19 protein-coding genes and 2 pseudogenes are annotated in these 23,447 nt (G+C 52.8%); 16 read left to right on the top strand and 5 right to left on the bottom strand.

The window, feature by feature from the left end; all coding sequences use genetic code 11:
* Positions 1-6: 6 nt before the first annotated feature.
* The 4 genes from K3T82_RS29285 (at position 7) to K3T82_RS29270 (ending at position 4,180) form a co-directional block, all read left to right on the top strand.
* Entirely contained in the window at positions 7-897 is an 891-nt protein-coding gene (locus tag K3T82_RS29285) for an ABC transporter ATP-binding protein (RefSeq protein ID WP_220197055.1), read from the top strand.
* Entirely contained in the window at positions 894-1,112 is a 219-nt protein-coding gene (locus tag K3T82_RS29280; RefSeq protein ID WP_220197054.1) for a hypothetical protein, read from the top strand. Before K3T82_RS29285 ends, K3T82_RS29280 begins: the two co-directional genes overlap by 4 nt.
* Positions 1,109-2,413 carry a DUF1349 domain-containing protein gene (locus K3T82_RS29275; protein ID WP_220197053.1) on the top strand — a complete coding sequence of 435 codons (1,305 nt, stop codon included), beginning with the start codon at positions 1,109-1,111 and terminating at the stop codon, positions 2,411-2,413. Before K3T82_RS29280 ends, K3T82_RS29275 begins: the two co-directional genes overlap by 4 nt.
* 519 nt (positions 2,414-2,932) lie before the next feature.
* Positions 2,933-4,180, top strand: coding sequence for a sensor histidine kinase (locus K3T82_RS29270; protein WP_220197052.1), 1,248 nt, complete (start codon positions 2,933-2,935; stop codon positions 4,178-4,180).
* 541 nt (positions 4,181-4,721) lie between these two features.
* Here the strand turns inward: K3T82_RS29270 and K3T82_RS29265 are convergent.
* Positions 4,722-6,104: an aldehyde dehydrogenase family protein gene (locus tag K3T82_RS29265; RefSeq protein ID WP_220197051.1), complete on the bottom strand. Its 1,383-nt coding sequence runs from the start codon at positions 6,102-6,104 to the stop codon at positions 4,722-4,724.
* Positions 6,104-7,201, bottom strand: coding sequence for an acyl-CoA synthetase family protein (locus K3T82_RS29260; RefSeq protein WP_220197050.1), 1,098 nt, complete (start codon positions 7,199-7,201; stop codon positions 6,104-6,106). Before K3T82_RS29260 ends, K3T82_RS29265 begins: the two co-directional genes overlap by 1 nt.
* A gap of 450 nt (positions 7,202-7,651) precedes the next feature.
* Between K3T82_RS29260 and K3T82_RS29255 the strand changes: the two genes are divergently transcribed.
* Positions 7,652-8,533, top strand: coding sequence for a bifunctional helix-turn-helix transcriptional regulator/GNAT family N-acetyltransferase (locus K3T82_RS29255; protein ID WP_220197049.1), 882 nt, complete (start codon positions 7,652-7,654; stop codon positions 8,531-8,533).
* Positions 8,534-8,599: 66 nt separating this feature from the next.
* Here the strand turns inward: K3T82_RS29255 and pdxR are convergent, their stop codons facing one another.
* Entirely contained in the window at positions 8,600-10,111 is a 1,512-nt protein-coding gene (gene pdxR / locus K3T82_RS29250) for a MocR-like pyridoxine biosynthesis transcription factor PdxR (protein ID WP_220197048.1), read from the bottom strand.
* A 164-nt stretch (positions 10,112-10,275) separates the two neighbouring features.
* On the opposite strand from pdxR, the gene K3T82_RS29245 reads away from it, so the two are divergent.
* The 8 genes and pseudogenes from K3T82_RS29245 to K3T82_RS29210 all read left to right on the top strand — a co-directional run bounded on the left by K3T82_RS29245 (position 10,276) and on the right by K3T82_RS29210 (position 18,228).
* Entirely contained in the window at positions 10,276-10,488 is a 213-nt protein-coding gene (locus tag K3T82_RS29245; protein WP_220197047.1) for a hypothetical protein, read from the top strand.
* A 350-nt stretch (positions 10,489-10,838) separates the two neighbouring features.
* Positions 10,839-11,594: an SDR family oxidoreductase gene (locus K3T82_RS29240; RefSeq protein WP_220197046.1), complete on the top strand. Its 756-nt coding sequence runs from the start codon at positions 10,839-10,841 to the stop codon at positions 11,592-11,594.
* A 405-nt stretch (positions 11,595-11,999) separates the two neighbouring features.
* Positions 12,000-13,472, top strand: a pseudogene (locus tag K3T82_RS29235) (PAS domain-containing sensor histidine kinase); the annotation flags it as partial.
* Between the two features lie 218 nt (positions 13,473-13,690).
* Entirely contained in the window at positions 13,691-14,005 is a 315-nt protein-coding gene (locus K3T82_RS29230; protein ID WP_220197044.1) for a hypothetical protein, read from the top strand.
* Between the two features lie 423 nt (positions 14,006-14,428).
* Complete coding sequence (locus tag K3T82_RS29225) at positions 14,429-14,812, top strand: MerR family transcriptional regulator (RefSeq protein WP_220197043.1); 384 nt, start codon at positions 14,429-14,431, stop codon at positions 14,810-14,812.
* Positions 14,813-14,948: 136 nt separating this feature from the next.
* Entirely contained in the window at positions 14,949-15,824 is an 876-nt protein-coding gene (locus K3T82_RS29220) for an NAD(P)-dependent oxidoreductase (protein WP_220197042.1), read from the top strand.
* Between the two features lie 89 nt (positions 15,825-15,913).
* Complete coding sequence (locus tag K3T82_RS29215) at positions 15,914-16,678, top strand: SDR family oxidoreductase (RefSeq protein ID WP_220197041.1); 765 nt, start codon at positions 15,914-15,916, stop codon at positions 16,676-16,678.
* 557 nt (positions 16,679-17,235) lie between these two features.
* On the top strand, positions 17,236-18,228 hold the full coding sequence (locus tag K3T82_RS29210) for a methyltransferase (RefSeq protein WP_220197040.1): 993 nt from the start codon (positions 17,236-17,238) through the stop codon (positions 18,226-18,228).
* A gap of 59 nt (positions 18,229-18,287) precedes the next feature.
* Here K3T82_RS29210 and K3T82_RS29205 read toward each other — a convergent pair whose 3' ends face one another.
* Positions 18,288-19,541 carry a serine hydrolase domain-containing protein gene (locus tag K3T82_RS29205; RefSeq protein ID WP_220197039.1) on the bottom strand — a complete coding sequence of 418 codons (1,254 nt, stop codon included), beginning with the start codon at positions 19,539-19,541 and terminating at the stop codon, positions 18,288-18,290.
* Between the two features lie 551 nt (positions 19,542-20,092).
* On the opposite strand from K3T82_RS29205, the gene K3T82_RS29200 reads away from it, so the two are divergent.
* Positions 20,093-21,184 carry a DUF4185 domain-containing protein gene (locus K3T82_RS29200; protein WP_220197038.1) on the top strand — a complete coding sequence of 364 codons (1,092 nt, stop codon included), beginning with the start codon at positions 20,093-20,095 and terminating at the stop codon, positions 21,182-21,184.
* 493 nt (positions 21,185-21,677) lie between these two features.
* A pseudogene (locus tag K3T82_RS29195) lies at positions 21,678-21,911 on the top strand (transposase); the annotation flags it as partial.
* Positions 21,912-21,918: 7 nt separating this feature from the next.
* On the opposite strand, the gene K3T82_RS29190 reads toward K3T82_RS29195, so the two are convergent.
* Positions 21,919-22,671, bottom strand: coding sequence for a metallophosphoesterase family protein (locus K3T82_RS29190; RefSeq protein WP_220197037.1), 753 nt, complete (start codon positions 22,669-22,671; stop codon positions 21,919-21,921).
* A gap of 172 nt (positions 22,672-22,843) precedes the next feature.
* Here K3T82_RS29190 and K3T82_RS29185 point away from each other — a divergent pair, with 172 nt between their 5' ends.
* The gene (locus K3T82_RS29185; RefSeq protein WP_220197036.1) at positions 22,844-23,035 is read left to right on the top strand and encodes a hypothetical protein; all 192 of its coding nucleotides are present in this window, start codon (positions 22,844-22,846) and stop codon (positions 23,033-23,035) included.
* Positions 23,036-23,447 lie beyond the last annotated feature (412 nt).

Below are 23,447 nucleotides of genomic sequence, written 5' to 3'. Positions count from 1 at the left end.
TTTTTTATGGAATTAACGATTGAAAACCTGAGCAAGCGCTATGGGCAGAATTGGGCTCTACGTCAGCTTTCGCTGCGCTGCGGGCCGGGCATGCTTGGACTGGTTGGCCCCAATGGCGCTGGTAAGACGACCTTAATGCGCATGATTGCAACTCTCCTGACTCCCACCGAGGGGACCATCCTCTGGAATGGGCAGGATATCCGCACTCACGGCGCTGCGCTCCGGCAGGTATTGGGCTATTTACCTCAGGATTTCGGCGTCTATCCAGAGTTCACCGGACGACAGTTCCTGCGCTACCTGGCCGCAATGAAAGGACTGCCCAGGTCGCTGGCTTACCGACGCGTTGACGAGGTGCTGGAGATGGTGCAAGTAGAGCAGGTAGCCGACCGCAAGCTGCCCACCTATTCCGGCGGCATGAAGCAGCGCATCGGTATTGCGCAGGCTCTACTCAACGACCCCGAACTCTTGATTGTCGATGAACCAACTGTCGGACTCGACCCCGCCGAGCGCGTGCGTTTTCGCACCCTGCTCGCCAGCCTGACCAGCAACCGGATCATCATTCTCAGTACCCATATCATCAGCGATGTGGAGGCGGTTGCCAACCGCTTGCTGATTTTGCAGGAGGGTCAGGTGCTGGCCGATACGCCGCCGCAGGCATTGCTAGCCCATGCCACCGGGAAGGTCTGGAGTGTGACGACCAATCAGACCACTGCCCTGCAGTTACAGGCGAGCTATCAAGCCAGCACGATGGTCAACCAGATGGACGGCGTCACGCTGCGGCTGATCAGCGCCACGCGTCCGCACGAAGCCGCCATCGAGGTTTCCCCCAGCCTGGAAGAAGCCTATCTGCTGGCGACGGGTAGGCAAGAGGTAAGTGCCAGAGAGGAGGACAAATGATGGAACCAAAAAGAACCGATAGCCTTGGCTTCGCGCAAGTACTGCGCTCAGAGTGGACCGCATTCTGTCAAGTCCGAGGCTGGGTGATCGCAATGGTAGTCGCGGCGTTGGTGACAGTGCTCTTGGGACTCGCGACGACAGGGTTCATGAATTGCGAAGGTCCGAACGGACGTGCCTGCCCCCTATCCCGATTGGACCAGGCGGTGAAGCAGTGACGGACAAGTTCTACTTCGTGCATCAGCCCCTTGTCGGGGATGGCAGCATTACCGTGCGGGTCACCTCGCTGACCGGCCTGATCACCTACCCACCACCCAACCACGACCAGATTGTCCCTGGCGTCGTGCCATGGGCGAAGGCTGGGATCATGATCAAGGAGAACATGAAGCAGGGGTCAGCCTACGCAGCCATGATGATCACCGGCAGTCATGGGACGCGGATGCAGTACGACTTCACTCAGGACACAGCTGGCAGCCCAGGCGGTGTCTCTGCGCAATCCCCACGCTGGCTACGGCTAACCCGTTCTGGTGACATACTCACTGGTTACGAGTCAACTGACGGCACGCGGTGGACCCAGGTCGGCACTGCTCATCTGGTCGGGTTGCCTGCTACAGTGCAGGTTGGACTCTTCGTCACCTCACCGGGCGACGTGACTGTACAAGAGGGGGCCAGCCGCCTCACTCAAGCCACCGCTACCTTCGACCACGTTAGTCTGCATGACAATATGTGGACCGGTACCAGTGTAGGAAGCCTCCAGGACACATCAGCTTCCTCTGGGGGAAACCTCATCAATGGTGTGCCGGCTTTGTCCATTGGAGGTTTCAACAGATCTGGCGATACGTTTACTGTGACCGGATCTGGCGACGTTTCACCGGGGACTGAGGAGGGCTGGACCACCGGGCGCTACCTCATTGGCGCGCTGGTCGGGCTGATAGTGGTGATCGTTGTGGCAGTATTCTTCAGTACTTCCGGACGTCCGCTTGAGCGCAAGTACTTGATTCATCAATGGGGGCAAGTGTTGGCCGCGAAGGCTATCGTGATTGGTCTGGTCACTTTTACTACCCAAGCGGTGGCCGCCGTCGTCACGGTCCAGCTCGGCAAGTACATCATGCTCTCGACTGGCAAAACTGTCCAGCCGGTGGTTCCCCTCACCGAACTGCGTGTCATGTTCGGGACCGCTGCGCTTGTCGGGGCCGTTGCCATCTTCTCCCTTGCTCTCGGTGCCTTGTTCCGGCGTCGTGTGGTGGCTATGACTGTCAGCATCGCTCTCATTGTCTTCCCTTTCATCCTTGCCAATCTCGCCCCCCTTGCTGTATCCCAGTGGTTGCTCCGGCTCACGCCTGCCGCTGGATTTGCGATCCAGCAAAGCCTTCCAGAGTACCCACAGGTGATCAGCCTCTACACGCCAGCAGTTGGGTACTACCCACTGGCTCCGTGGGTTGGCTTCGCTGTGCTCTGCGGCTATACAGCGCTCGCTTTCAGCCTGGCCGCTTTCCGGCCTCCCCGCAAGGACGCATAAAGCTTCTGCCGTCATTGCCCCAATCTGGGAGACACCTATCTCTGCGGGCCCCAGGTAGGCCAGATCTTCAGGTCTGGCAGAAGGGAGCACTCATCGCCATGTAGCACGGCTGCACATCGCGTCTAGGCCAAACTGTTTTTCTGGCTTCTCCTTCCCCGCATCTTGGCAAGGAAAACAGCTTGGCTCCCTTTGGAAGCGAGGTGGAGAGATTGCCTCTCTCCACCTCTCGCAAAATTGACAGATGTTTCTTTTGCGAAAAGTACGCAAGAACAACAAAGGAACTTCTATGGCTAAGATCCTGGCGATTGTGTGCAGGAAGGCACAACAAGTGACAATGAATGACGTTGAGCGGTGAATGACCAACTCCCAGTAGCAAGCACTTGCAGTAAAGTCAGGGTACCAAAAAGCAAAGGGATACATGATTTATCTCCTTCCATGTGATGGTGACTGGACAGATGAACTTGTTGTGTGTGCCTAATATAGACTTGAAAAGGTCTAAGGAGAAAGAACAGGCGATGTATGAAGCCGACAGAGAGCACACCTCCAAAGCAGCCTACTCTATTGGGCTCACCTTCCGGGCAAGCCAGAAAGCGACTTGTGACTTGGTTGTGGCAGTATAATATGGAACCAGGGTTCCTCCCCTTTCCATTGCGCCACCTTGCCATTGGTTATGGACTGGCGCTTGTGCTTCCGTGTGTTGCAGGCTTTCTTGCCATTGTGTTGCTGCAACTCGTTCCCCAACTCCAGTTTTCTGAGTCACTCATCTTGCTTGCCATCCTGTTGATCTCGTCGTGCTGGGGTCTCCTCCCTGGTCTGCTCGCAAGTTTTGTTGGCATTGCTTTCTACCTTGTGATGTTGCTGCCCCCGCGTTTCCCTTTCGTGATCGAGGCTCGTGTAGATATCTTTAGTACCGTGATGTTCACCCTTACCAGTCTCTGTATCAGTTTGCTGACTAGTCAACTTCAACGGGCACGCCTTCAGGCACAGCAAGCACAAGGGGAGGCTGAACGAGCGAAGCAGATGATGGACGACTTTCTCAGCATGATCACTCACGAATTACTCACCCCACTCACCGCTTCCCACCTTAGCTTACAAATTATCAAGCACAAGATGAAACAAAGATCTCCAACACAGGTGGCGGAAAGAGTGGCCCGAGAGCATTTCCTCCAAGTGACCATCGAGCGTGCTCTCCACCAATTGGATGTTCAGCAGCGTCTCGTCTATGATCTGCTGGATGCTTCGCGCATTCGCTCGAAGGGCCTGGAGCTTTCTACGCAACGCTGTGACCTCGGAGAGATTGTGCGCAATGGTGTCGAGGTGCAGCGTCTCCTTCATCCTGAGCGTACTCTATTGCTGACCGAAACGTTGAATGAGATCATTCCTGTGGAGGCTGACCCTGATCGTGTGCATCAAGCTCTTGGCAATTATCTCTCCAACGCGCTCAAATATTCTGCTCCTGATACCCCAGTGTCCGTTTCGGTCACACGTACTCCGTCTCATGTTCGAGTCTCTGTTTCTGATCACGGACCGGGTCTGACTGCCGAGCAACAACAGGAGGTCTGGAAGCGCTTTTATCGCGCTCCTGGCATTTCTGTCCAAAGTGGATCGAGTGTCAGTCTTGGTTTAGGTCTTCACATCGCACGTAATGTTATTGAACGTCTGGGGGGACAGGTTGGCATACAGAGCAACCCAAGTCAGGGATCAACGTTTTGGTTTTGCCTGCCCTTGACTTATGAAAACGGCTCAGAGGAAAGAATGCCACTGTAAATGTGAGACGATTTCATGAAATCGTCTGATGTTACCTGAAGTTGTGAGGGACCGAGAAAGACTGACACAAGTCCTGGCGGAAGTGTTGGATTCACGATTTCACCCACTTGAAATCATAGAATCACTTCTCTCAATGCATAGATGCGTTAGGACTGAGGCGGTTAAACCGTCCATTCTTTATCAAGGAGTTCAGGGATATAGGCGCGCGTTGGTGCCGGGCCACCATGTACCCCGTTATTCCGAGAGAAGAGCATCCGCTCTCTCCCTCCTTTTTTTCAGCGATAGATCTCCATGCCATGTATGTCATAATTTCTCACCCATAAAGCTCTGCTGGCATGTTCTGTTCGTCTGCTTCATTTTTGCCTGGTTTCCCGGTCCAAGCAAAAGTTTGCGAAACTCAGGTGGGCAAGCAGAAGCAATACAGCAGGTCATGATTCCAACCAGTTCTCTGTTTGCTCCCCGCTTGCCCGTGTTCCGGTACCTATCCGTTGTACAGATGGAACGCTCGTTATTATCTCTGCACCCATGCGTGCAATGCGTCTCAATCGCGAATGACGGCTTTCGCGCGCATTAAGAATTCGCCGAGATAACCGTCATGCGGGATGCCTGGCGCTATCCAGTACGTCGGGTGGTTGCCGATATACAGGTTTCGGATCGTCGGATCTGCGAGCAGTTCGTCCAGCAGCTTCTCGTCATGGGTGACTGCTGTGAGTACCAGGGTATCTTTGAATGGAGCGATTCCAGCCTCCCGTGTCCATGGTGCGATCCACACGCATGGAAAGGCAAGCTCAATATTCGCCTGCTCCGCAAGCGGATTGTCCAGTTGGTGGACAGCAGGCCGCAGTACCGCACTGCCATCGCCCAAGTCATCAACGATCCCGTTTCCTCCCAGATAGGCCCGGGTCCCGGCTGCTTTGTCCAGCAGGTACCGCTCGATTTTCTTCGCGGTCTCCAGAGGGTAGGCTGTGAGAACCGCTTGATCATTTTCCGGCGGCAGGCTTGGAATTGCTGCAAGCCGCTCGGCTATTGCCTCAGCGACCGGCGTGGGATCGCCCTCTACGAACACAGCCGTGGTGTTAATGCAGGCCGTTCCACCCATGTTGCTAATCGAATCAACTATCATGTCGAGAGACGAGTGCCAATCCGAGTCTGCGGTGACCAGGATTTTTGATCGACCTGGTCCATTGGGCAGAATGGTGGGATTTGCAGCATACTTATCGATGACCTCCTGTCCCCCATAGACCATACTCAGATCGGCCTGGCGCAGAATCTCGTTGGCTGCGTCGTAGTCGGTAGGGAGCAAAACAACCTGATCATCACCGAACCCACAGGACCGCAGCGCGCTTACCAATCGATACGGGGTAAGTGGTTCCCGCCTGGAAGGACGGACGGCCACGCGGTAGCCCAGCGCAAGTGGCTCAAGCCAGAGGCTATGTACGCCAGGTTCGTTGCCAGGAGCATGTACCGCGAAGACGTTTCCGCGCCGTATCCAGACGGCTGTACCCTCATGGGCCTGCGGATCGCGCCAGTCATTGACCGCTCCGATAGGTCGGGCCTGCTGCGAGCTCCAGTAGACGCTGGCTGCATAGTGAGCAACTGCCTCGACGGCGCTGCGTACATTGGACAGCGGTGTGCCGGATATGCGGCATACCATGTGCTGGTACGTTGCTGAGGACATGCCATCAACTTCACCCGTTGCAAACAGTTTCCCAGCCCTGGTAAGGGCCGTCAGACGATCATTCAGAGGGAGTGTCTGTGCTTTATGTAGCGCGGTCATCGCTCGTGTGACAAACAATTTGGGCACCAGACTCAGTTCGGCCATCGGATGGCCTGTTACATCCGTGATGGTCTGGCGATTATGTGTTCGGTACGCTCCTTTAGGTCCAAGCGCGTCTATACAGCGCAGTTGACTACTTACACTCATCAGTACACCCCCTCGATCACTACTTCATTGCCAAACCGCGCGACAGGAGACACGTCAGCAACTGAGTCGCCGACCTGGCCTTCTGGCGGTTCGATTCGAAGAGCCATGTCGCGTTCCAGGTTGTTGGGAAGCAGCATGTTTTTGCTGATGTGGTTCATCACGACCTGGCCTCGTTGACCGTAGTCTACCGGTTGCCTGCTGTCAGGATCGATGATGGAAAAAGTTATAAAAGGTGAGGGCGGATCATAGATAGAGGGATCGTCGTCGCTAAGACCGGGGCGCTCAGGGACGCCGCCGAGGATCATCGTGCTTCCATACACTCCCACGAGCTTCACATTGGGAAAAATCTCGGTCCGAAACAGATGGCGAGTATCGAAATCCATGTGCGCTCCAGCCCACAGGATTCCTTTCACTTTCCGATTGATTAATTCCACCAGATCGTCGTGCTGAGCGATGCGCTCCAACAGCGGTGGAGTGGTTGTGAGGGCACCGATGTCCTGGCTATGCAGCAGGAATGAGGCTTGCTCAATGAGGTGATCGACATAAGCGCGTGCCTCATCGCTTTTACCAGCAGCAATGAGTTTCTTGACCCAGCGCGGATCCATGTCGATGGTGAACGAGAGACCGCCGCGCGTGTTAGCCTGCAATTTAGCGAATGCGCCAACCATATGAGGTCCTCTCGGAAGAAGGGCAAGCCAGTTCACATTTCGCGGGAAACCATGTGCGTCGAGTCGTGTGTCCATCCATGTCCCCATCTTGCTTGCCCAGTCACGAAGAATGACCACTCTCTTGGGGACACCCGTTGTACCACCGCTTTCAGGGACGCCAGCAACATCTGGATGCGCACCATATCCTCTGGGAATGAGGTCTTCCGCCCGGACGTTGCGCAATTCGTCAACAATATTGGGGAAACGTGCCAGATCTTCGAAGCGTTTGATATCCTTGCGTGGGTCGAAAGGCAACGACTTCGCCCGTTCCAGCCAATATGCCGAACCCGTCTCCGGATTGAAATGCCACTCCATGGCGGCAGAAAGAAACTCCTGGGGGTCTACTCTGGCATCAAGTGGGAGATCCAGGATGGATGAGAACACGGTCATGTAAGACTACCTCCTTCTTTAGATGCTTTCCGAAGGTGATGCACCACCGAAAAGCAAAACGATCCTCTTCTACCATCATTTGAGGTCTGCGAAGGCAACCTGCAGATGTTCCGGACCATGCAGGGCGACTCTCTTTGAACGAGAGGTGTCTCTTGACAGTATGAACCCAGGGACAAAGATCAACAAAAGAGAACTTTACGATGTTGCCCAACACTATGAGAGTAAGCCATCCTCTAAAAGCACGCGGTGATTGAACAATTGCGAGACCAAATGTTTGCAGCGCTTCCAGGGATTGAGCTTTCGTTTTTCTCTTTCTTTGTGAGGACATGTTTCACCATCCAGAGCAGAAAAATCAGAATGTGCTTCAGAAAACCCTTGTATTCCAACTCAATTCTCTGACTATAATCAGAGAATGAGCAGTCACTTTTTCAGCACATCTGGAGGTTAGGCGTGGAAATATCCTTAGTCGAACAGGTTCGCCGCTTCAATCGAACCATGACCGAGCGCGTCGGGGTTCTCAACGATCACTTTCTGGGTCGAGACCATCCGCTTGGCGAAGCGCGGCTCCTGTGGGAGATCGGAGAAAAGGGGACTGAGGTTCGGGAACTGAGACGCAGGTTGTCTCTTGATTCTGCCTACGTCAGCCGCCTACTGCGCTCGCTTGAGCAACAATGCTTGCTGGTGGTGAGGACAAGTGAACAGGATGGACGGGTTCGCCTTGTCCATTTGACCGAAGCTGGCCTTCGTGAGCGAGTCGCGCTGGATCAGCAAGCTGATGCCTTTGCTCGTTCCTTGCTGGAACCACTCAGCGAGGGCCAGCGTGTGAAACTAGGGGCAGCTATGGCACAGGTCGAGCGGCTTCTCATCGCCTCAATGGTCCAGATCACCGTTGTCAATCCAACCAGTCAGGATGCCCGATGGTGCCTTGAGCGCTATTTCGCTGAACTGGGCCAGCGCTTTGAGGCGGGTTTCGATCCTACCTTGAGCATTACGGCGTATGCACACGAACTTACGCCTCCTGCTGGTCTGTTGCTCGTGGCCCGTCTGCGAGAGGAGCCGGTAGGCTGCGGTGCGTTAAAGTTTCACGAAACCGCTCCAAGCGAAATCAAGCGCATGTGGGTCGCGAAAGGGGCGCGTGGGCTGGGGTTAGGACGGCGGCTCCTAGAAGCTTTGGAGCACGAGGCAAGACAAACGGGCGTCAAGATCCTTCACCTTGAAACGAACCGCACACTCACGGAAGCCATTGAGCTGTATCGCCACGCTGGATATCAGGAGGTTGAGGCTTTCAATGATGAGCCCTATGCCCATTACTGGTTTGAGAAGCGCCTTTGAACTTAGGGAAAGGCGCTTCTCGCAGCGCGACAAAAGGGAAAATCAGCTCTTCTCCAAATGGAGGGCCTACGAGGGGAAAATGCTCACTAGTTGCCGAACGCCAGCTTGAATCTCCTGCTCATTGACGGCTCCATAGCCAAGAACAAGGCCACCTCGCAGAGATGAGCCGAGCGTCATCGCGGACACAGGGATGATCTCAACCCCGCAGTTCGCTGCTTGTTGTGTCATGTGCTGATCATCAAAGTTCGGTGGAAGCCAACCCATAAGATGTAAACCGGCTTGAGGAGGCAGCACTTCTATACACCCTCCAAGTTCCTTTTGCAAGGACTCAATGAGGAGCGCTCTTCTCGCTGCATAGAGATCGCGCATACGGTGGATATGACGCAGCATATGCCCTTTGGTTATCCAGGCTTCCAGGGTCAATTGGTCAAGAATTGGCACATGAATATGGGTATAACTACAAAGGGCGAGGAAGGGGGGGATGAGTTGAGGCGGAAGGATCAGATAGCCAATACGAAGTGACGGAAAAAGCACTTTGCTAAACGTTCCAATGTAGATGACGCGTTGGGCGAGATCAAGACCCTGTAAAGCATCAAGCGGTCGACCACTGAAGCGATACTCGCTGTCATAATCATCTTCGAGAATCCAGGCATTGGCTTGCTTCGCCCATTGCAAGAGGGCAACGCGTTGCGACAGATGCATGGTAATACCCAAAGGAAATTGATGTGATGGAGTAACGTAGGCCAGGCGTCCATGTGGATACCGCTTTTGCCCAATGGCAACATTGATCCCTTCCGAGGTCACAGGGATAGGGGCCAGTTGCGCGCCTGCGTTGAGGAGAGCCCGTTGTGCTCCTGGATAGCCTGGATTTTCTATCCAGGCAAGGTCTCCAGGATTCAGAAGGAGGCGTGCCGCCAGATCTAACGCGGTCTGTGCTCCTGGCACAATAAGAACTTGCTCTGCCTGGCAATGCACGCCTCGGGTGATGCTTACATGAGAAGCAATCGCTTCACGGAGCGGGTAAAAACCTGCGACCTCCTGATACGTCCCCATGTGTTTTAGGAGAGACCGGGCGCAGTGAGCTGCGACCTGGCTCCATTGTTGAAAGGGAAATGCATGTAGGTCTGGAGTGCCTGTGCGAAAAGCACGAGGGGGAGTCGATCGACGATACGTCTGGATGGAGGATGCGGTAGCCTGGCTCATTAAGGCTTCTCCCAAGTGAGATAAGAAAAGGGTAGTGTGTGGGGTTTCGTCGAGGGCTGCGTTTCTCTGTGGACATCCTTTGGGAAGAAAAAAGGTTTCTGGAAGATCACACGCTACCCTGGTCCCCTGTCCAACCCTTCTTTCGATGTAGCCTTCAGCACAGAGTTGATCATAGGCATTGTTCACTGTATTGAGCGAAATCCCTAATTCGCTTGCTAGAACCCGTGTTGATGGGAGGAGATGACCTGGTTGCAATTGGCCGCTGAGGATAGTGTGACGTAGTCGATCATACAACTGGCGATGCAATGGCATCGTGAGTGTGCGATTGAGGGCAAAATCCGCTGTGTTGTGAAGGGCTTGTCGTTTTTTTGTCATGATTGACAAGGAAGTTCTTCGCAAATGAAACCATGAAATGTGCAAAAATGATTCTTGAAAGGGCTCTCTTTCTAGAGTATGCTTCCTATAAAGGTCAGCACACATGCTGGATACAAGGCTTCTTAGTGGTCGAGATTGCCAAAAATGAGAAGGGAGTATGCGCCATGATGGAGAAGGCATTTGTCGTTCTGGAGTGTCAGTGGACTGGGAATGACGTACATCGAATTCGACATTTACAGCAGGAGCAAGTAGCCTCTAGTCCCTATGCTCTCGTTCCTGGCACTATGCAGACGTTGCTCTCCCCATTATGGCGAACGTTGCATGCCGGTGGCAAGAGCTGTTTACCTAGCATCAAATGGGCAGGGTATAAAGGTTAATTATGTCCAACTCATACATAGCTCGACCAGCAAATGATACCATAAAATTTGCAAAAATGATTCTTGAAAGGGCTCTCTTTCTAGACTATGCTTCCTACACAGTTCAGGATACAGGTTGGCAGTAAGGCTTCTTCGTGGCAGGGATTGTTGAGAATAGAAATGCACATTAATACAGGCATATTCTGCGAGAATACCCATACCGAACTGGTGGATCTGTAATTGGTAAGAAAGGTTTTGATGAACTTTTGTGGAGTGTCGACAGAAGACATATTCAAGGCTTTCCAACACGCATCAGCCTATGTTTAAATATTACAAGCCCGACTCATGGGCAAAGAAGTGAGAGGTACAGTATGAAGATTGTGGTTATTGGTGGCAGTGGACTCATCGGAAAAAAACTTGTGAGCAAGCTTCGAGAGCATAACCATCAGGTCATAGCAGCATCACCTAGCACAGGCGTCAACACCATCACCGGTGAGGGGTTAGCTCAAGCGCTTGTTGGTGCTCAGGTGGTCGTCGACGTCGTGAATGCGCCTTCGTGGGAGGACAAAGCCGTTTTGGATTTTTTCGAGACATCAGGTCGCAATCTCCTGGCCGCAGAAGTAGTTGCCGGTGTAGGACATCATGTCGCCCTGTCTATCGTTGGTGTTGACCGTCTTCCTCACAGTGGGTACTACCGAGCGAAGGTGGCCCAAGAAGATCTGATCAAAGCGTCTATGGTTCCCTATACCATCCTTCACGCAACGCAGTTCTTCGAGTTTGTTGGCGGCATCGCCCAGGAGGCGAGCGATGGACAAACGATTCGCTTGCCGCCAGCTTTTCTCCAGCCGATCTTGTCTGATGACGTTGTGACTGCGCTGGCTGATGTCACCCTTGGATCACCTGTGAACGGCATCGTTGAAGTGGCTGGTCCTGAAAAGATCCATCTTGATGATCTCGTGCGTCGATTTTTGAGTGCGAACAATGATACACGCCAGGTCATTACAGATGCCCATGCGCGCTTCTACGGCACAGAGTTGGAGGAGGACTCCCTCATACCAGGCGACAGTGCGCGGATTGCCCCAACACGTTTTGGGGACTGGCTCAGTCGCTCTCACCCCCAAAGTTAAGTCAGGAAGGGAGGATAGATTCCCGACCACAACACACCTCTTCCTCACCATCGATTCCTGGGTGCTTCATCTCTTCGACGAAAGCAAGGAGAAGCAGAGTTTTCTTCAGCCCAATGAGCGGGAAGATGTGACTTCTTTCACTTAAAGAAAGCAAATTACTCAGATACATAGGGTGGTGATGATGCTTTTGCCTCAAACCGTCGGCAGACCATGAATGAACTGCATGTGTTTACGAGGAGGGGCTATCTTTTCACATCTCTCACTCCTGTTCCGAGTTATACGAGCAAGGAAGCATCTTCCTTGCCAGGGATGGGACCACATGAAAGGGATAGTTACTGCGTGATGTCGAATGGAAAACAGACCAGGCACCTCGACCTTGAACAATGTGAGGCGCGCATCAAGCATGTTGATGCGCAAAAGCAAGCGGAGCAACAACTCAAAGAAAGCCAGGAGAGCTTGCGGGTGCTGGCTGAAACGGTGCCACAGATGGTATGGGTGACACGATCCGACGGTAAGCACGAGTATACAAACCAGCGTTGCCGTGATTACACTGGATTAACGCTTGAGCACACCCAAAGCGACAGCTGGGCTCATCTTCAGTTCGTCCACCCAGATGATCGTACAGGCAATCAAGTTTCCTGGCAGCATGCCCTGGACACAGGAACCATGTATGAGCACGAAGAGCGTCTCAGAAATGGCCAGAATGGAGGATATCGCTGGTTCTTAACGCGCGCCATGCCGATGCGCGATGAAGGTGGTCACATCGTCAAGTGGTTTGGCACGAGCACCGATATCGAAGACCAGAAACGAACGGAGGATGCCTTACGCCAGAGTCAGGAGCGCATCCACGCCCTGATCGACTCCAATATTATCGGCATTACTTCTGTCGAGATGGAAGGAGAAGTGATCGCAGTCGCCAATGAGGCGTTCCTGAGCATGACCGGTTATACCCGAGAAGAGGTGCAGAGCAGGAAGTTGAGCCGAATGAACATTGTCCCCCCAGAACAAGTGCCGCTCTTCGAGCGCGCGAACCAGGAGCTCTTTGAACGCGGGCAACACACTCCTTTTGAGACCGAACTGGTGTGTCAAGATGGCAGTTGGCTGCCTGTGTTGGTGGGTGGCGTTATCTTCCAGGAGCAACCGCGTCAGATGGTCACCTTTGTGCTGGATAATTCAGCGCGCAAGGAACTGGAGCAGCGCAAAGACGACTTTATTAGTATGGCCAACCACGAGCTGAAGACCCCACTCACTGCGGTCAAATTGCAGATCCAATTGGCGCGCAAACGATTCGAAAAGCATTCCCAGCATGAGGCGAACACCGCACTTGCCCGGGTGGAGGGGCCTGTCAAGCAACTGGAACGCCTGATCACAGAGTTACTGGATGTCTCCAGGATGCAGGCAGGGGGCCTCGAGTATCGACGGGAGCAGGTGATCTTTGACGAGTTGTTGCGGGAGACCATCTCCACCATTCATCACCTCCATCCAAGTCATACCATCCTGGTTCGCGGAAGCGTGCAGCCCACCCTGATGGGGGATCGAGACCGGCTGGGGCAGGTCTTTACCAACCTGCTGAGCAATGCCATCAAGTATTCGCCAGATGCCCAGACCGTTGAGATAGATCTTTCAGCCTCAGACGATGCGGTCACAATCCATATTCGCGATCATGGTCTGGGTATCCCGCGAGAACTACGCGACAAAATTTTTGAGCGATTCTATCGGGTCACTGATTTCAAGCGGAAAGCAATTCCTGGCCTGGGCATGGGGCTCTATATTGTGGACAAGATTGTCAAACATCATGGAGGAGCCATCTCGGTGGACAGTGCTGTTGGGAAAGGCTCGACCTTTACAGTGACCCTTCCTCTCATGAGGGATGTCTGAGCAGTTGACGCGTGGTGTCCACGCTAACTGAGAAGATGGCGGGCACTGTTTCGGTACAGTTGTCACCATCACAGGCCAGATTCTTGCGAACACACTGGGTTCTGAGTGTTATACACAAATTCTGCTGAATTACATTATAAGCTCAATTTTGCTCCAAGTGTGCTGAAGGGAATCAACGGAATGTAGATGCTCTAGCACAAAGATTGCGAGGTTATTCATTGGCTCAATCAGATTTTGAAATGACTCTTACGCATATCGCAGAAAAGCTGGAAATAACAATTCCAGTACAAGGATGGAAACGAGTTGAATTTTTACTCCCCTTTTTAGAACAAATGCGTCAAGAAGGGGCTATAGTACTCATTAAATTCGATGGAGAGAAAAGTAAGGTCTACGGCACTGAGCCTTATACGGTCTCGGTTATAGGAGCTTTCATGGGTGAAGATTTTTTCCGAATAGACTCCTTCTCTCTTGAAGAGGCTTTGATACACACGATCACCCATTACACCCAAGTAAAGTGGAAACATTTACTATAGAGGCCGACATAAGATAAAGGAATAGGAAAGCTGCAAATATGAAGGATGGGCTGATCAAACATCAACCTACCCTTTTTTCTTTCTGGCAAGCGATATCCCACGGGATGCGCAACGAGACCCGCTAACTGAACAATAATGGCGAAAAGGAAGCCCATCGACTCATATTATCCTGGATGAAAAGAGACAAGATTTCTCGGTGCAACATCTTGCTCAGTCTACGCAAACCGTCGTGTTTCAATCATCAGCCCTTCCCGTCTTCTCGGATCGAGACTCCCTCCTCTCCTGGTATTCCTGAACATGATTCAGCCCACTGATCTTGTCGGCCACTCATCCCGGACACTCGCTTGTGCCAGCGACTTGACTCTGACATGATGTCATGGTTTAGAATGCTGAGGACGAGATGAACACGGAGGTGAGAGACACATGAACATTGGCGAACTTGCGCGCCAGACGGGCGTCAGTATTCGCTCCCTGCGCTACTACGAAACCAGGCAGTTGTTATCCTCTCAGCGGGGGGAGAACGGATATCGCTCCTACGGTAGCACGGCGATTGAACGAGTGAAAACAATCCAGTTTTACCTGGGCTTGGGACTGACCACCAACGAAATACTTGACGTGGTGTTTTGTCATAAACCTGAAGAGGATGAGGCCCTTTGTGAGCAGGCAGAAGCATCCCACTGCCCAGATGAGGTGAACTTCTGCCTGGAAAAGCTCGCAGAAATAGAGCAACAAATTACTTCCCTTGAAAAGGCAAAAATGTACCTCAAACAACGTCTAGAGCGGGCACAGAAGCCCCTCTCTGTGTGATAAGAAGATCCTCTTACCCATATTTCCCCATCCCGCAGCGGGATGGGGAGTAATCTTCGTGAATAGGACGAGGGTGTGCCTGATTTTGGAGCTCTTCCAGAGACATATAAAGGAGATCAGAGAAGAAATGCAACATATGAGTGATGTATCTGTTATTGGTTTAGGACAAATGGGTAGAGCGCTCACGCATGCACTGCTTGAGCATGGCAATCATGTCACCATTTGGAATCGAACCCGCCCGAAGGCTGAATCACTAATTCAGGAGGGGGCGGTTCTGGCAGAGAATGCGGCATCTGCGGCAGACGCGAGCCCTGTTGTGATTATGTGCGTTGCCGACTACGAGATTGCGGACAGCATATTGAAAACGGAAGAGGTCGTTGCTGCCCTGAGAGGTCGAATCCTGGTTCAACTGAGCACTGGCAGTCCTCAGCAGGCACGAGAAAGCGAAGCGTGGGCACGAGCACGAAGCATTGACTATCTCGATGGAGCCATCGCGGCTACTCCAGTCCAGATAGGTAAACCTAATTCCACCATTTTTGTTTCGGGCGTGCAGGCAGCGTTTCAAAGAAGTGAGTCGCTACTAAAAAGTCTGACTGGAAACGTCGTCTACCTGGGGGAGCTGATCGGGGCGGCATCTGCTGTCGATCTCGCGTTTCTCTCCTATCTCTTCGGCTCGATGCTGGGCTTCTTTCATGGGGCTCGTCTCCTGGAAGCCGAAGGCCTTCAAGTAGCGTCCCTGGGTCCCATGATTGCCAGCACCGCTCCAGCCATTGGGGCAATGATGAAAAATAGCGCTGATGCCATCGCCAGAGATGCCTATGAACACCCCGAAAGTTCACTCAAGATCTGTGCGGAGGGAGTCGAACTCCTTTTGCGACAGGCACAGGAGACCCACATCAATAACGAGTTCCCCAAGTTCGCCACACACCTCTTCGGGAAAGCCGTTACTGCGGGTTATGGAAACGAAAAAGCCGCTGCTCTGATGAAAGTGCTCCGCGCCGATGCGCATTAAGGCCCTCACTTTTCCCTATTTGGGGGAGCAAGGGGAGTGGTTTCTCATACATTTTCTGCAAAGAGATTCGATAACGAAGGAGAAGCGAAATGGAAAAATATAGAGGGAAAAAGGCTGTGGTCATCGGTGGGACGACTGGCATGGGACTCGCAACAGGTATGGCACTGATAAAAGGAGGTGCGCAAGTCCTGCTCACCGGTCAAACGGAAGCTCATCTCGAAGCCACACGAGGACAGGTGGGAATGCAGGCAGACGTGGTCCGATTCAATATGGCGAGCATTGCCGATATCCACCGCCTTTATGAGTTGATCGAAGAGAAGCTTGGTCAGGTCGATTTTGTGTTCATGAATGCCGGGGTCGCGCGCCTTGAGCCGTTCGATCAGGTCGCTGAGGCCACCTACGACCAGGTTTTCAACGTCAACACCAAAGGCGCGTTCTTCACAGCACAGCGGTTGGCTCCCCTTGTCAAGGATGGAGGAGCGTTCGTTTTCACATCCTCCATCGCAGACGGGAGGGGGACGCCTGGTATGGGTGTCTATGCCGGGTCAAAGGCGGCGCTCCGTGCTTTTGCGCAGGTACTGGCTGCTGAACTGCTGCCCAGAAGCATCCGAGTGAACATTGTCAGCCCTGGCTTTATCAAGACAGAGACGATGGGGGCCGCTGGGCTTTCCCAAGCGGAGAGAGAAGCGTTTGAGAAGGTGGGGGACCAGATCACCCCCATGAAGCGTCATGGAACCGTCGAGGAGGTGGCTCGTGCAGTCTTGTTCCTCGCCTTCGACGCGACCTTCACTACAGGCAGTACGTTCTATGTCGATGGGGGGCTCGCCCAAGGTCTCACTCCCCCACGTCAGTAGAGCCAGCGATCCGAGAGAACATGAGAGGGAAGGAGCAACACCCGATGAAGTGGCTCTCCTTTGAGTGAGACGCATTTTGTCAATATTTCTAAGGAGGGATGCTGTGGAGGCAGATGTCTGTGCAACATCTGCCTCCACCTTGTTATTTTTCACCTTTCCAGCGAATAAGGTGAGAACAAGGTAACAATATCACCTGTCACGCCTCTCGATATCGCCTCGTGATACAGTCAGAGCGAAGCAGGCAAGAGGACTTGCTCAGGTTCCCTCAAAGGAGGTGCGCCGATGAAAAAATGGTGCAATCTTATGCTCCTTGCAAGTTGCCTCCCATTGCTCATCCTCTGGAGAGGGGCAGCGCCCACGCCAGGAGCATACACACCGCACACGCGTTCCATCACATATGCCCTCTATGGTCGGAGAACTGGTTGTGCTCCCTGATCGAGAAGCTGTTTCGGGCGCATAGTGGACAGCGCAGATCTCTTGTGTGTTCGTCGCGGAGATACCATGTGAGGATAGCTTTCGTATCTTGGTGGCTTCTGTTGAGAGGAGAGTAGCAGTCCATGACCATGCCAAATACCGTCACTGCCGACGCCATTTTTCAGATTGCGAGTGGTTTTATGGCCTCCAAACAGTTGTTTGCTGCCAGTGAACTCGGACTCTTTGAGCATCTGGCTGATGGCCCCATGACGTTAAAACTGTTGGCGCAACGGATAGGGATTCCCTGCCACCACGTTCGTATCATTGCCGATGCCATGGTGGCTTTGGGCCTGGTCGAACGCCACCATCATCAGTATCAGAATAGCCCAGTGGCTGCTGCCTTTCTTAGTGGACACTCTACTCCTGATTTGCGTCCATACTTGCGCCTGTGGAACCAGATCAGCTATCCAGCATGGCAGCAACTGGAGATGCGCCTTCGTCCCGATCACATTCCTTCTGAACTGGTGAATGAGAAGAAGGTCAAGGTCTTTTCGGAAGGGGTGGAAGCCATCACCAGTGGGGCAGCCCAGGCTCTTCCTCGCACCTACGATTTTCGCCGTCACCGTCGGGTGCTTGATCTTGGTGGGGGAACCGGATCGTTTCTCCTGGCGCTCTTACAGCAGCAGCCTGCTATCGAAGCCACCCTCTTTGATCTTCCGCCAATAGCGAGATTCGCACGCCAGCGCTTGCGAATGGCTCCTGGGGCTGAGCAGATCACGGTTGTGGAAGGTGATTTCTTTCACGATCCCCTTCCACCTGACCAGGATTGTGTGCTTATTGCCCATGTTGCGCATATGTTCTCACCTGAACGAAACCGTGCCTTGCTCCAGCGCCTCCGTGTCTCGGTCGCTGCTGGCACACGCCTGCTGCTGGTTGATTTCTGGACCGATAGTACCCATACGTGCCCTCTGTTTGCGGCTTTACTGGCAGGTGAGTTCCTGGTTGCCACTGGCGAAGGCGATGTGTATAGCGAGGAAGAGGTGCGAACATGGCTGGTGCAAAGCGGCTGGCATTACCTGGAGCACCAGCCGCTGAGAGAGGCTTCCAGTCTTATCGTCGCTGAAGCCCACCAATGAGTGGATCTGTTGGCCTCATTGCAGACGGTGCCTGTCGATCTCCTCTTCTATTCTGCTCTTTAATCCGCAATGGCCTGATAGGTCAGCGCCAAGAAATCGTCGCCAACTTGTGTGTAGAACGGATTGGTGCCTACAACCTGAGGCAAGAGCGTGGCTATCAGATCTTCTTGCGGGTCTGCCATCCATGTGGTTCCAAACGCTCCCGGCCAGTAAAATGAGCCAACAGAAGGCCCTAGTCCAATTTGCCTGGTCCTGACCGCAACCCCATAGCCAAATCCCCAATTGTCCCACATCGCGGCTGATCCATCTATATGGTAGCGATCAAACGCAAAAGAAGTGTGTGTGTGCTGCTCAGGCGTGAGATAATCGATTGTCATCGCCTCGACAGTCTTGCGCGAGAGGATACGGACTCCATCCAGTTTTCCCTTGTTCAGCAACATTCGCCCGAACCGTTGGTAATTGTCAGCCGTAGAAACGAGGCCCGCAGCTCCAGACGGGAAAAGCGGCGGCTCAGCCCAGAACGTAGCTTGAGGACGATCCCGCATAGTAAGCCCTCCATCAGGAGCTTGCGCATAGAGAGTAGCCAGCCTGTGACGCTTTTCTGCTGGCACTGCGAAACTTGTATCTTCCATTCCCAGAGGCTCGAAGATGCGCTCACGCAACGCTATTTCCAGCGTTTTGCCTGTGATCCGGGCGATCAACACGCCCAGGATATCAGAAGCTACTTGGTAGTGCCAATTCGCTCCTGGCTCATTGAGCAAAGGGAGTTCGCCTAAATGGGCCATCCAGTCATCAGGAGCTAAGTGCTTCGCGCCAGGAATCAGCAGTGCATCAGCTATCGGTGCGGCGATCATGGCAAAAAGGTGGGGTCTCAGGCTGGATTTTCCCCAACCAATGCCCAGACGATATGTCAGCAGATCGTGCAGGGTGATTGCTCGTGGAGAGGGATACACATCATTTAGCGAGCCGTTAGGGTCACGCATGACCATCCGATTGGCCAGCTCTGGGAGCCAGGTATCGATCGGATCGTAGAGACGTATCTTGCCCTCTTCAACCAATGTCAAGGCGGCGACAGCGACAATTGGTTTGGTCATCGAGGCGATCCGAAAGATCGTATCGCGCTTGATGGGGAGCTGTGCCTCCTTATCCTGCCAGCCAATGGTCTCGATGTAGGCTTCTTCACCGTGTCGGTGAATGAGTGCGACGATCCCGGCGATCTCGCCGCGCTCTACATAGCCCTGTAAGGTTCTCCTTAGACGGCGCAGACGTTCTTGTGAGAGTCCATGGTGCTGGATTGTAGTTGTTGTATTCATAAGGATCTCCTGTATTCTCAGGTTCGTTCGTCCGCGTGTTGCGGTAGTGCACATTTCTACCATACACACCAGGAGAGCATAGCAAACGAATGGCGACATCCTTATGTCATAATTGGAAGGAGTGAGAGGCAATGATGAGGGATTGACATAAGAGCTCCTTCTTCGGAAGAATTGGAATGCTCTGAAGCTCTTGACGCCCCAACAGTAAGGAGCCGAACAGGTTGCGCTATCCCTGATTAGCTTACCCAAATTGTGCTTAACAAGCAAGCGTATGAGCTGGCAGTGGTGCGGGATGGAGGGCTACGGGAACTGAGACAAGATGTGACGACAATACGTGTGTGAACGTGCCGATCGATCATATTTCAAGTCGAAAAAATTCATGAAAATCAATGCAGTAGGAAGATTAAAAGCTTTTGGAGCGGATTGACCCAAAGTGGCCGGTTTCTGTCCTGGGAAGAGATTTCATTTCCTGGTAAGCTTTTGTGTTGTTGGGATCATTCTTGGATTCGCACACTTTACTCTTTTAAATCAAAGCGCAAGGAATGAATATCATGATGAATCGTCGTATTGTTCTCAAAGGTCTCGTATTGCTTGCAGGTGTAGCGCCATTTGGCGTCCTTACACAGTGGTCTTCAAAGGGGGAGCATGCGCTTGCCCTTCCCAAAACGTCCAAAGCCCTTGTAATTGCCTCCACAAAGGATCTTGGTACCGTTGGTCATCCCAAAAGCGTAGCATCACGAGACGGTGGCGCTACAGCTCTGATTGGAGGACAACTGCTCTGGACATTCAATGACACATTAGTCTCTGGTGACTCACATGTCCGTTCGAATTCTGCTGCTCTGGCATCTCCCACGAATCCTCTTGTTGTGCATGAGCCGCTAGATGCCAAGGGCGCTCCCTATCAATTTGTACCATTCACCGCCGATGAGCAAGCGTATAATGACTCAACCGGCAAACCAGACGATAGAATAGCTCTCTGGCCCGGTAGTGTGATCAATTATCAGGGAGGTGGGCTCGTCTATTCTTATAAACTCAAGGTACAACCCGGTTTCCTCAATTATCAATTCATGGGCATCGCTCTCGCCCGCGTTCAGGCAGGCAAAACGGTAGCTACACGTGAGCCAGGCCTGCTCTTTACCTATCCTGAGCCAGATTTTGTAAATGCAATGATCGATAACAATACCATTTATGTCTTTGGTCGCCCACACAATATGGATACGAGTAATGGCCCGTATGTGGCTGCGCGCGCGCCGCTGGCACAGGCAACTAATCGAAGTGCCTATACCTTCTGGAATGGCAGTAGCTGGACATCAGATGTAAATCAGGTCGCGCCGCTCTTCACGAATGTCCCTGGTGCCATGACCGTCTCCTATAATTCGTACCTGGGGCAGTACCTTGCAGTATATAGTCAGGGACTCAGCAACAACGTTGTACTGCAAACAGCCCCAAGTATTGTCGGCCCCTGGAGTTCCCCTGTTGTCGCCTTCGCTGGCCTTCCACCATACCAGGGGGGAACGGATTACGCAGGTATTGAGCACCCAGAACTCGCCAAAAATGGAGGTCGGACGATTTACATCAGTTATTACCGAACACTGAGCCAGCTCACAGGAGAAATGCATCTCGTTGAGCTCAACTTCCAATAAATTTTGAGGACTGCTTTTCGACTTCGCCGCCAGTGGGTCATGCGCCCTGGCGCACCACCGCGCATGAAAAAGGGTAGACTACTAGCAGGGCGGGTGTAACGTCAGAGATCGATTTGTTACTCGCGCTGCGAGCCGGACCACCAGTGTGATCCAGGATGCCTCACAAGCACCACCGTCTGTCGCTCCCACTTGGGAAGCACGCAAGGGAGCATTTGATCCAGCTTGGGCATCCCGTCACCTGTCCATTTCTCTTCGGAGGTGACTCATGAACGTTGTGTATGAGAGATGCGCGGGGCTCGATGTCCACAAGAGAACGGTCGTCGTGTGCGCCAGCATTCTTGCTTGTTGATATGCGCGATATCAACAGGTAGTAGAACTTAACAGGCAGGGGATAGCGACGAAAGAGATTGCGGGCGCATTGGGCTGAGTGATCGAACGGTTCGCGACTGGCTCAAGCAAGGAGCCTTTCCCGAAGCTCAAAAACCACGCAAAAGGAAAGCGGTTGGATGCCTGGCTGGCCAGGGTCGCGGTGAGTGAGCTGCCAGAACTCCGGTCCTTTGCAGCAGGGATAGAAAAAGACAAAGACGCAGTACAAGCTGGTTTAACCTGGGCGATCAACAACGGAATAGTCGAAGGACATGTGACGAAGCTAAAGCTCATTAAGCGACAAATGTATGGAAAAGCCGGATTTGCTTTACTTCGTCAGTGCGCCCTGCATGCTCTGTAAAGGGGCTCTATGAGCCTTGGAGATGTTTGATAATGAAGCTTGCTCCGGGATGGCGTCTTTCTTTCAGTGCGGCAATGGCCTCCTGGCGTGGATAATCCACGCGCTTGTGCTCAATAGAATATCCCGATGCTTCGGCTGATAAGAGCACATAACTGGCTCGAACATCGGGAGGCAACGCGAGACCAACACTTCCGAGATTGACAACGTGCTTTCCCTGGACCACGATCTGCATGGGCCGATGGGTATGTCCAACGCACACCAATTCAGCCTGACACTCGATGAGCAGCGCTCCTATCTCGTCTGGGCTTAAGTCATCATGAATCCCTGTTCCATCGTCTTTTCCTGGGGCGGCGTGAACGCCGAGAAAACGAGTGCCATCAGGAAGCTCCTCTCGCAATTCCAGGGGAAGATTGGTCAACCATTCCAGCCATCCCTTTGCGGTAATGGCACCTTGCGTCCAAGCAAAGGTTTCCGCTACCTCTTTAAAGATGGGTAGGAGAGCTATGTCCTCTTGCACTTGTTCTCGTGTTGGAGGCGGGCGATCTCCTGTTACCACATAGCGGTCTGTATTCCCACGTGTACATCGAAGGTTGGGTAACTGAGACAGTCGCTCGAGTACCCCGACCGGATCATGACCCAAAGCGACGAGGTCACCCAAGACCCAATAGGCATCTATACCTCCTTCTTCTCGCAGTGCCGCTAGAACAGCATCCAATGCAACGGAATTGCCGTGAATATCTGAGAGGAGAGCAATACGCATGATTCGTCCTTTCGAGGGCATCCTTTGAGAAAAATATGATGCTCTACGAAAGAAGTATAGATGAGGAACGCTACTCTGTCTATCTTTAGAGGGAGGGCTTCGCGTTTCTCCTTGCTTGTCTGATGTCCTTGACCGTTTCCTTCGTGCTTCACGCAAAGCACTATATGGGTTTGTGATTGAAGAGCAGGCTGCACCGACGGCTTCCGCAGCGAGCAACGTTCCATCCTCCGATGAATCGATTCTGGCCACCATCTATCGTGAGAAGCAAGCCCACAACTATACGACGGACATGGACTTTCTAGCAGGATTGGAGTTGATACTTGCTGAAGAGAAACAACAAGTCAGTAGCCAGCCGCCATCATAAACCGATCACCAGCCTTTTGTTTGCTTTGGGCTGCCAATAGCACGGTTGCATGTTTTTGTTCCAGAGTAGCTCGACTGGGAGATCATTCAAAAAATCGAGCCATTTCACTGCGAAAGTTGAGGCGAAATGAAAGAGAAGGGTATCAATTCTTCAAGCAATAAAAAAACCTCGGCTTTCTGTCTCAGATTTCCCGCCGAGAGGAACATGTTTTGAGACGCATGAAATTGGGAACAAGACCCTGAAAGTTTCGGGTGTTTGGCGGTCTCAACAAACACCCGATTCTGTAACTCATCAATCAGCTTCACTTACCCGTTTTATTTCAATATGGTAGAAGGCAGAAGTCTGGTAGCCTCCTTTTCCCCTTGCTGATAATCCCTTGGAACCAACGAATTTCTGGTGCTGCCTCCCTATA

Origin of the sequence: Ktedonospora formicarum, assembly GCF_016587355.1 — a bacterium.
Classification (GTDB): Bacteria; Chloroflexota; Ktedonobacteria; order Ktedonobacterales; family Ktedonobacteraceae; genus Ktedonobacter; species Ktedonobacter formicarum.
The sequence above is the reverse complement of the archived record's forward strand: the minus strand, read 5'-3'. Positions and strand labels throughout refer to the sequence as shown.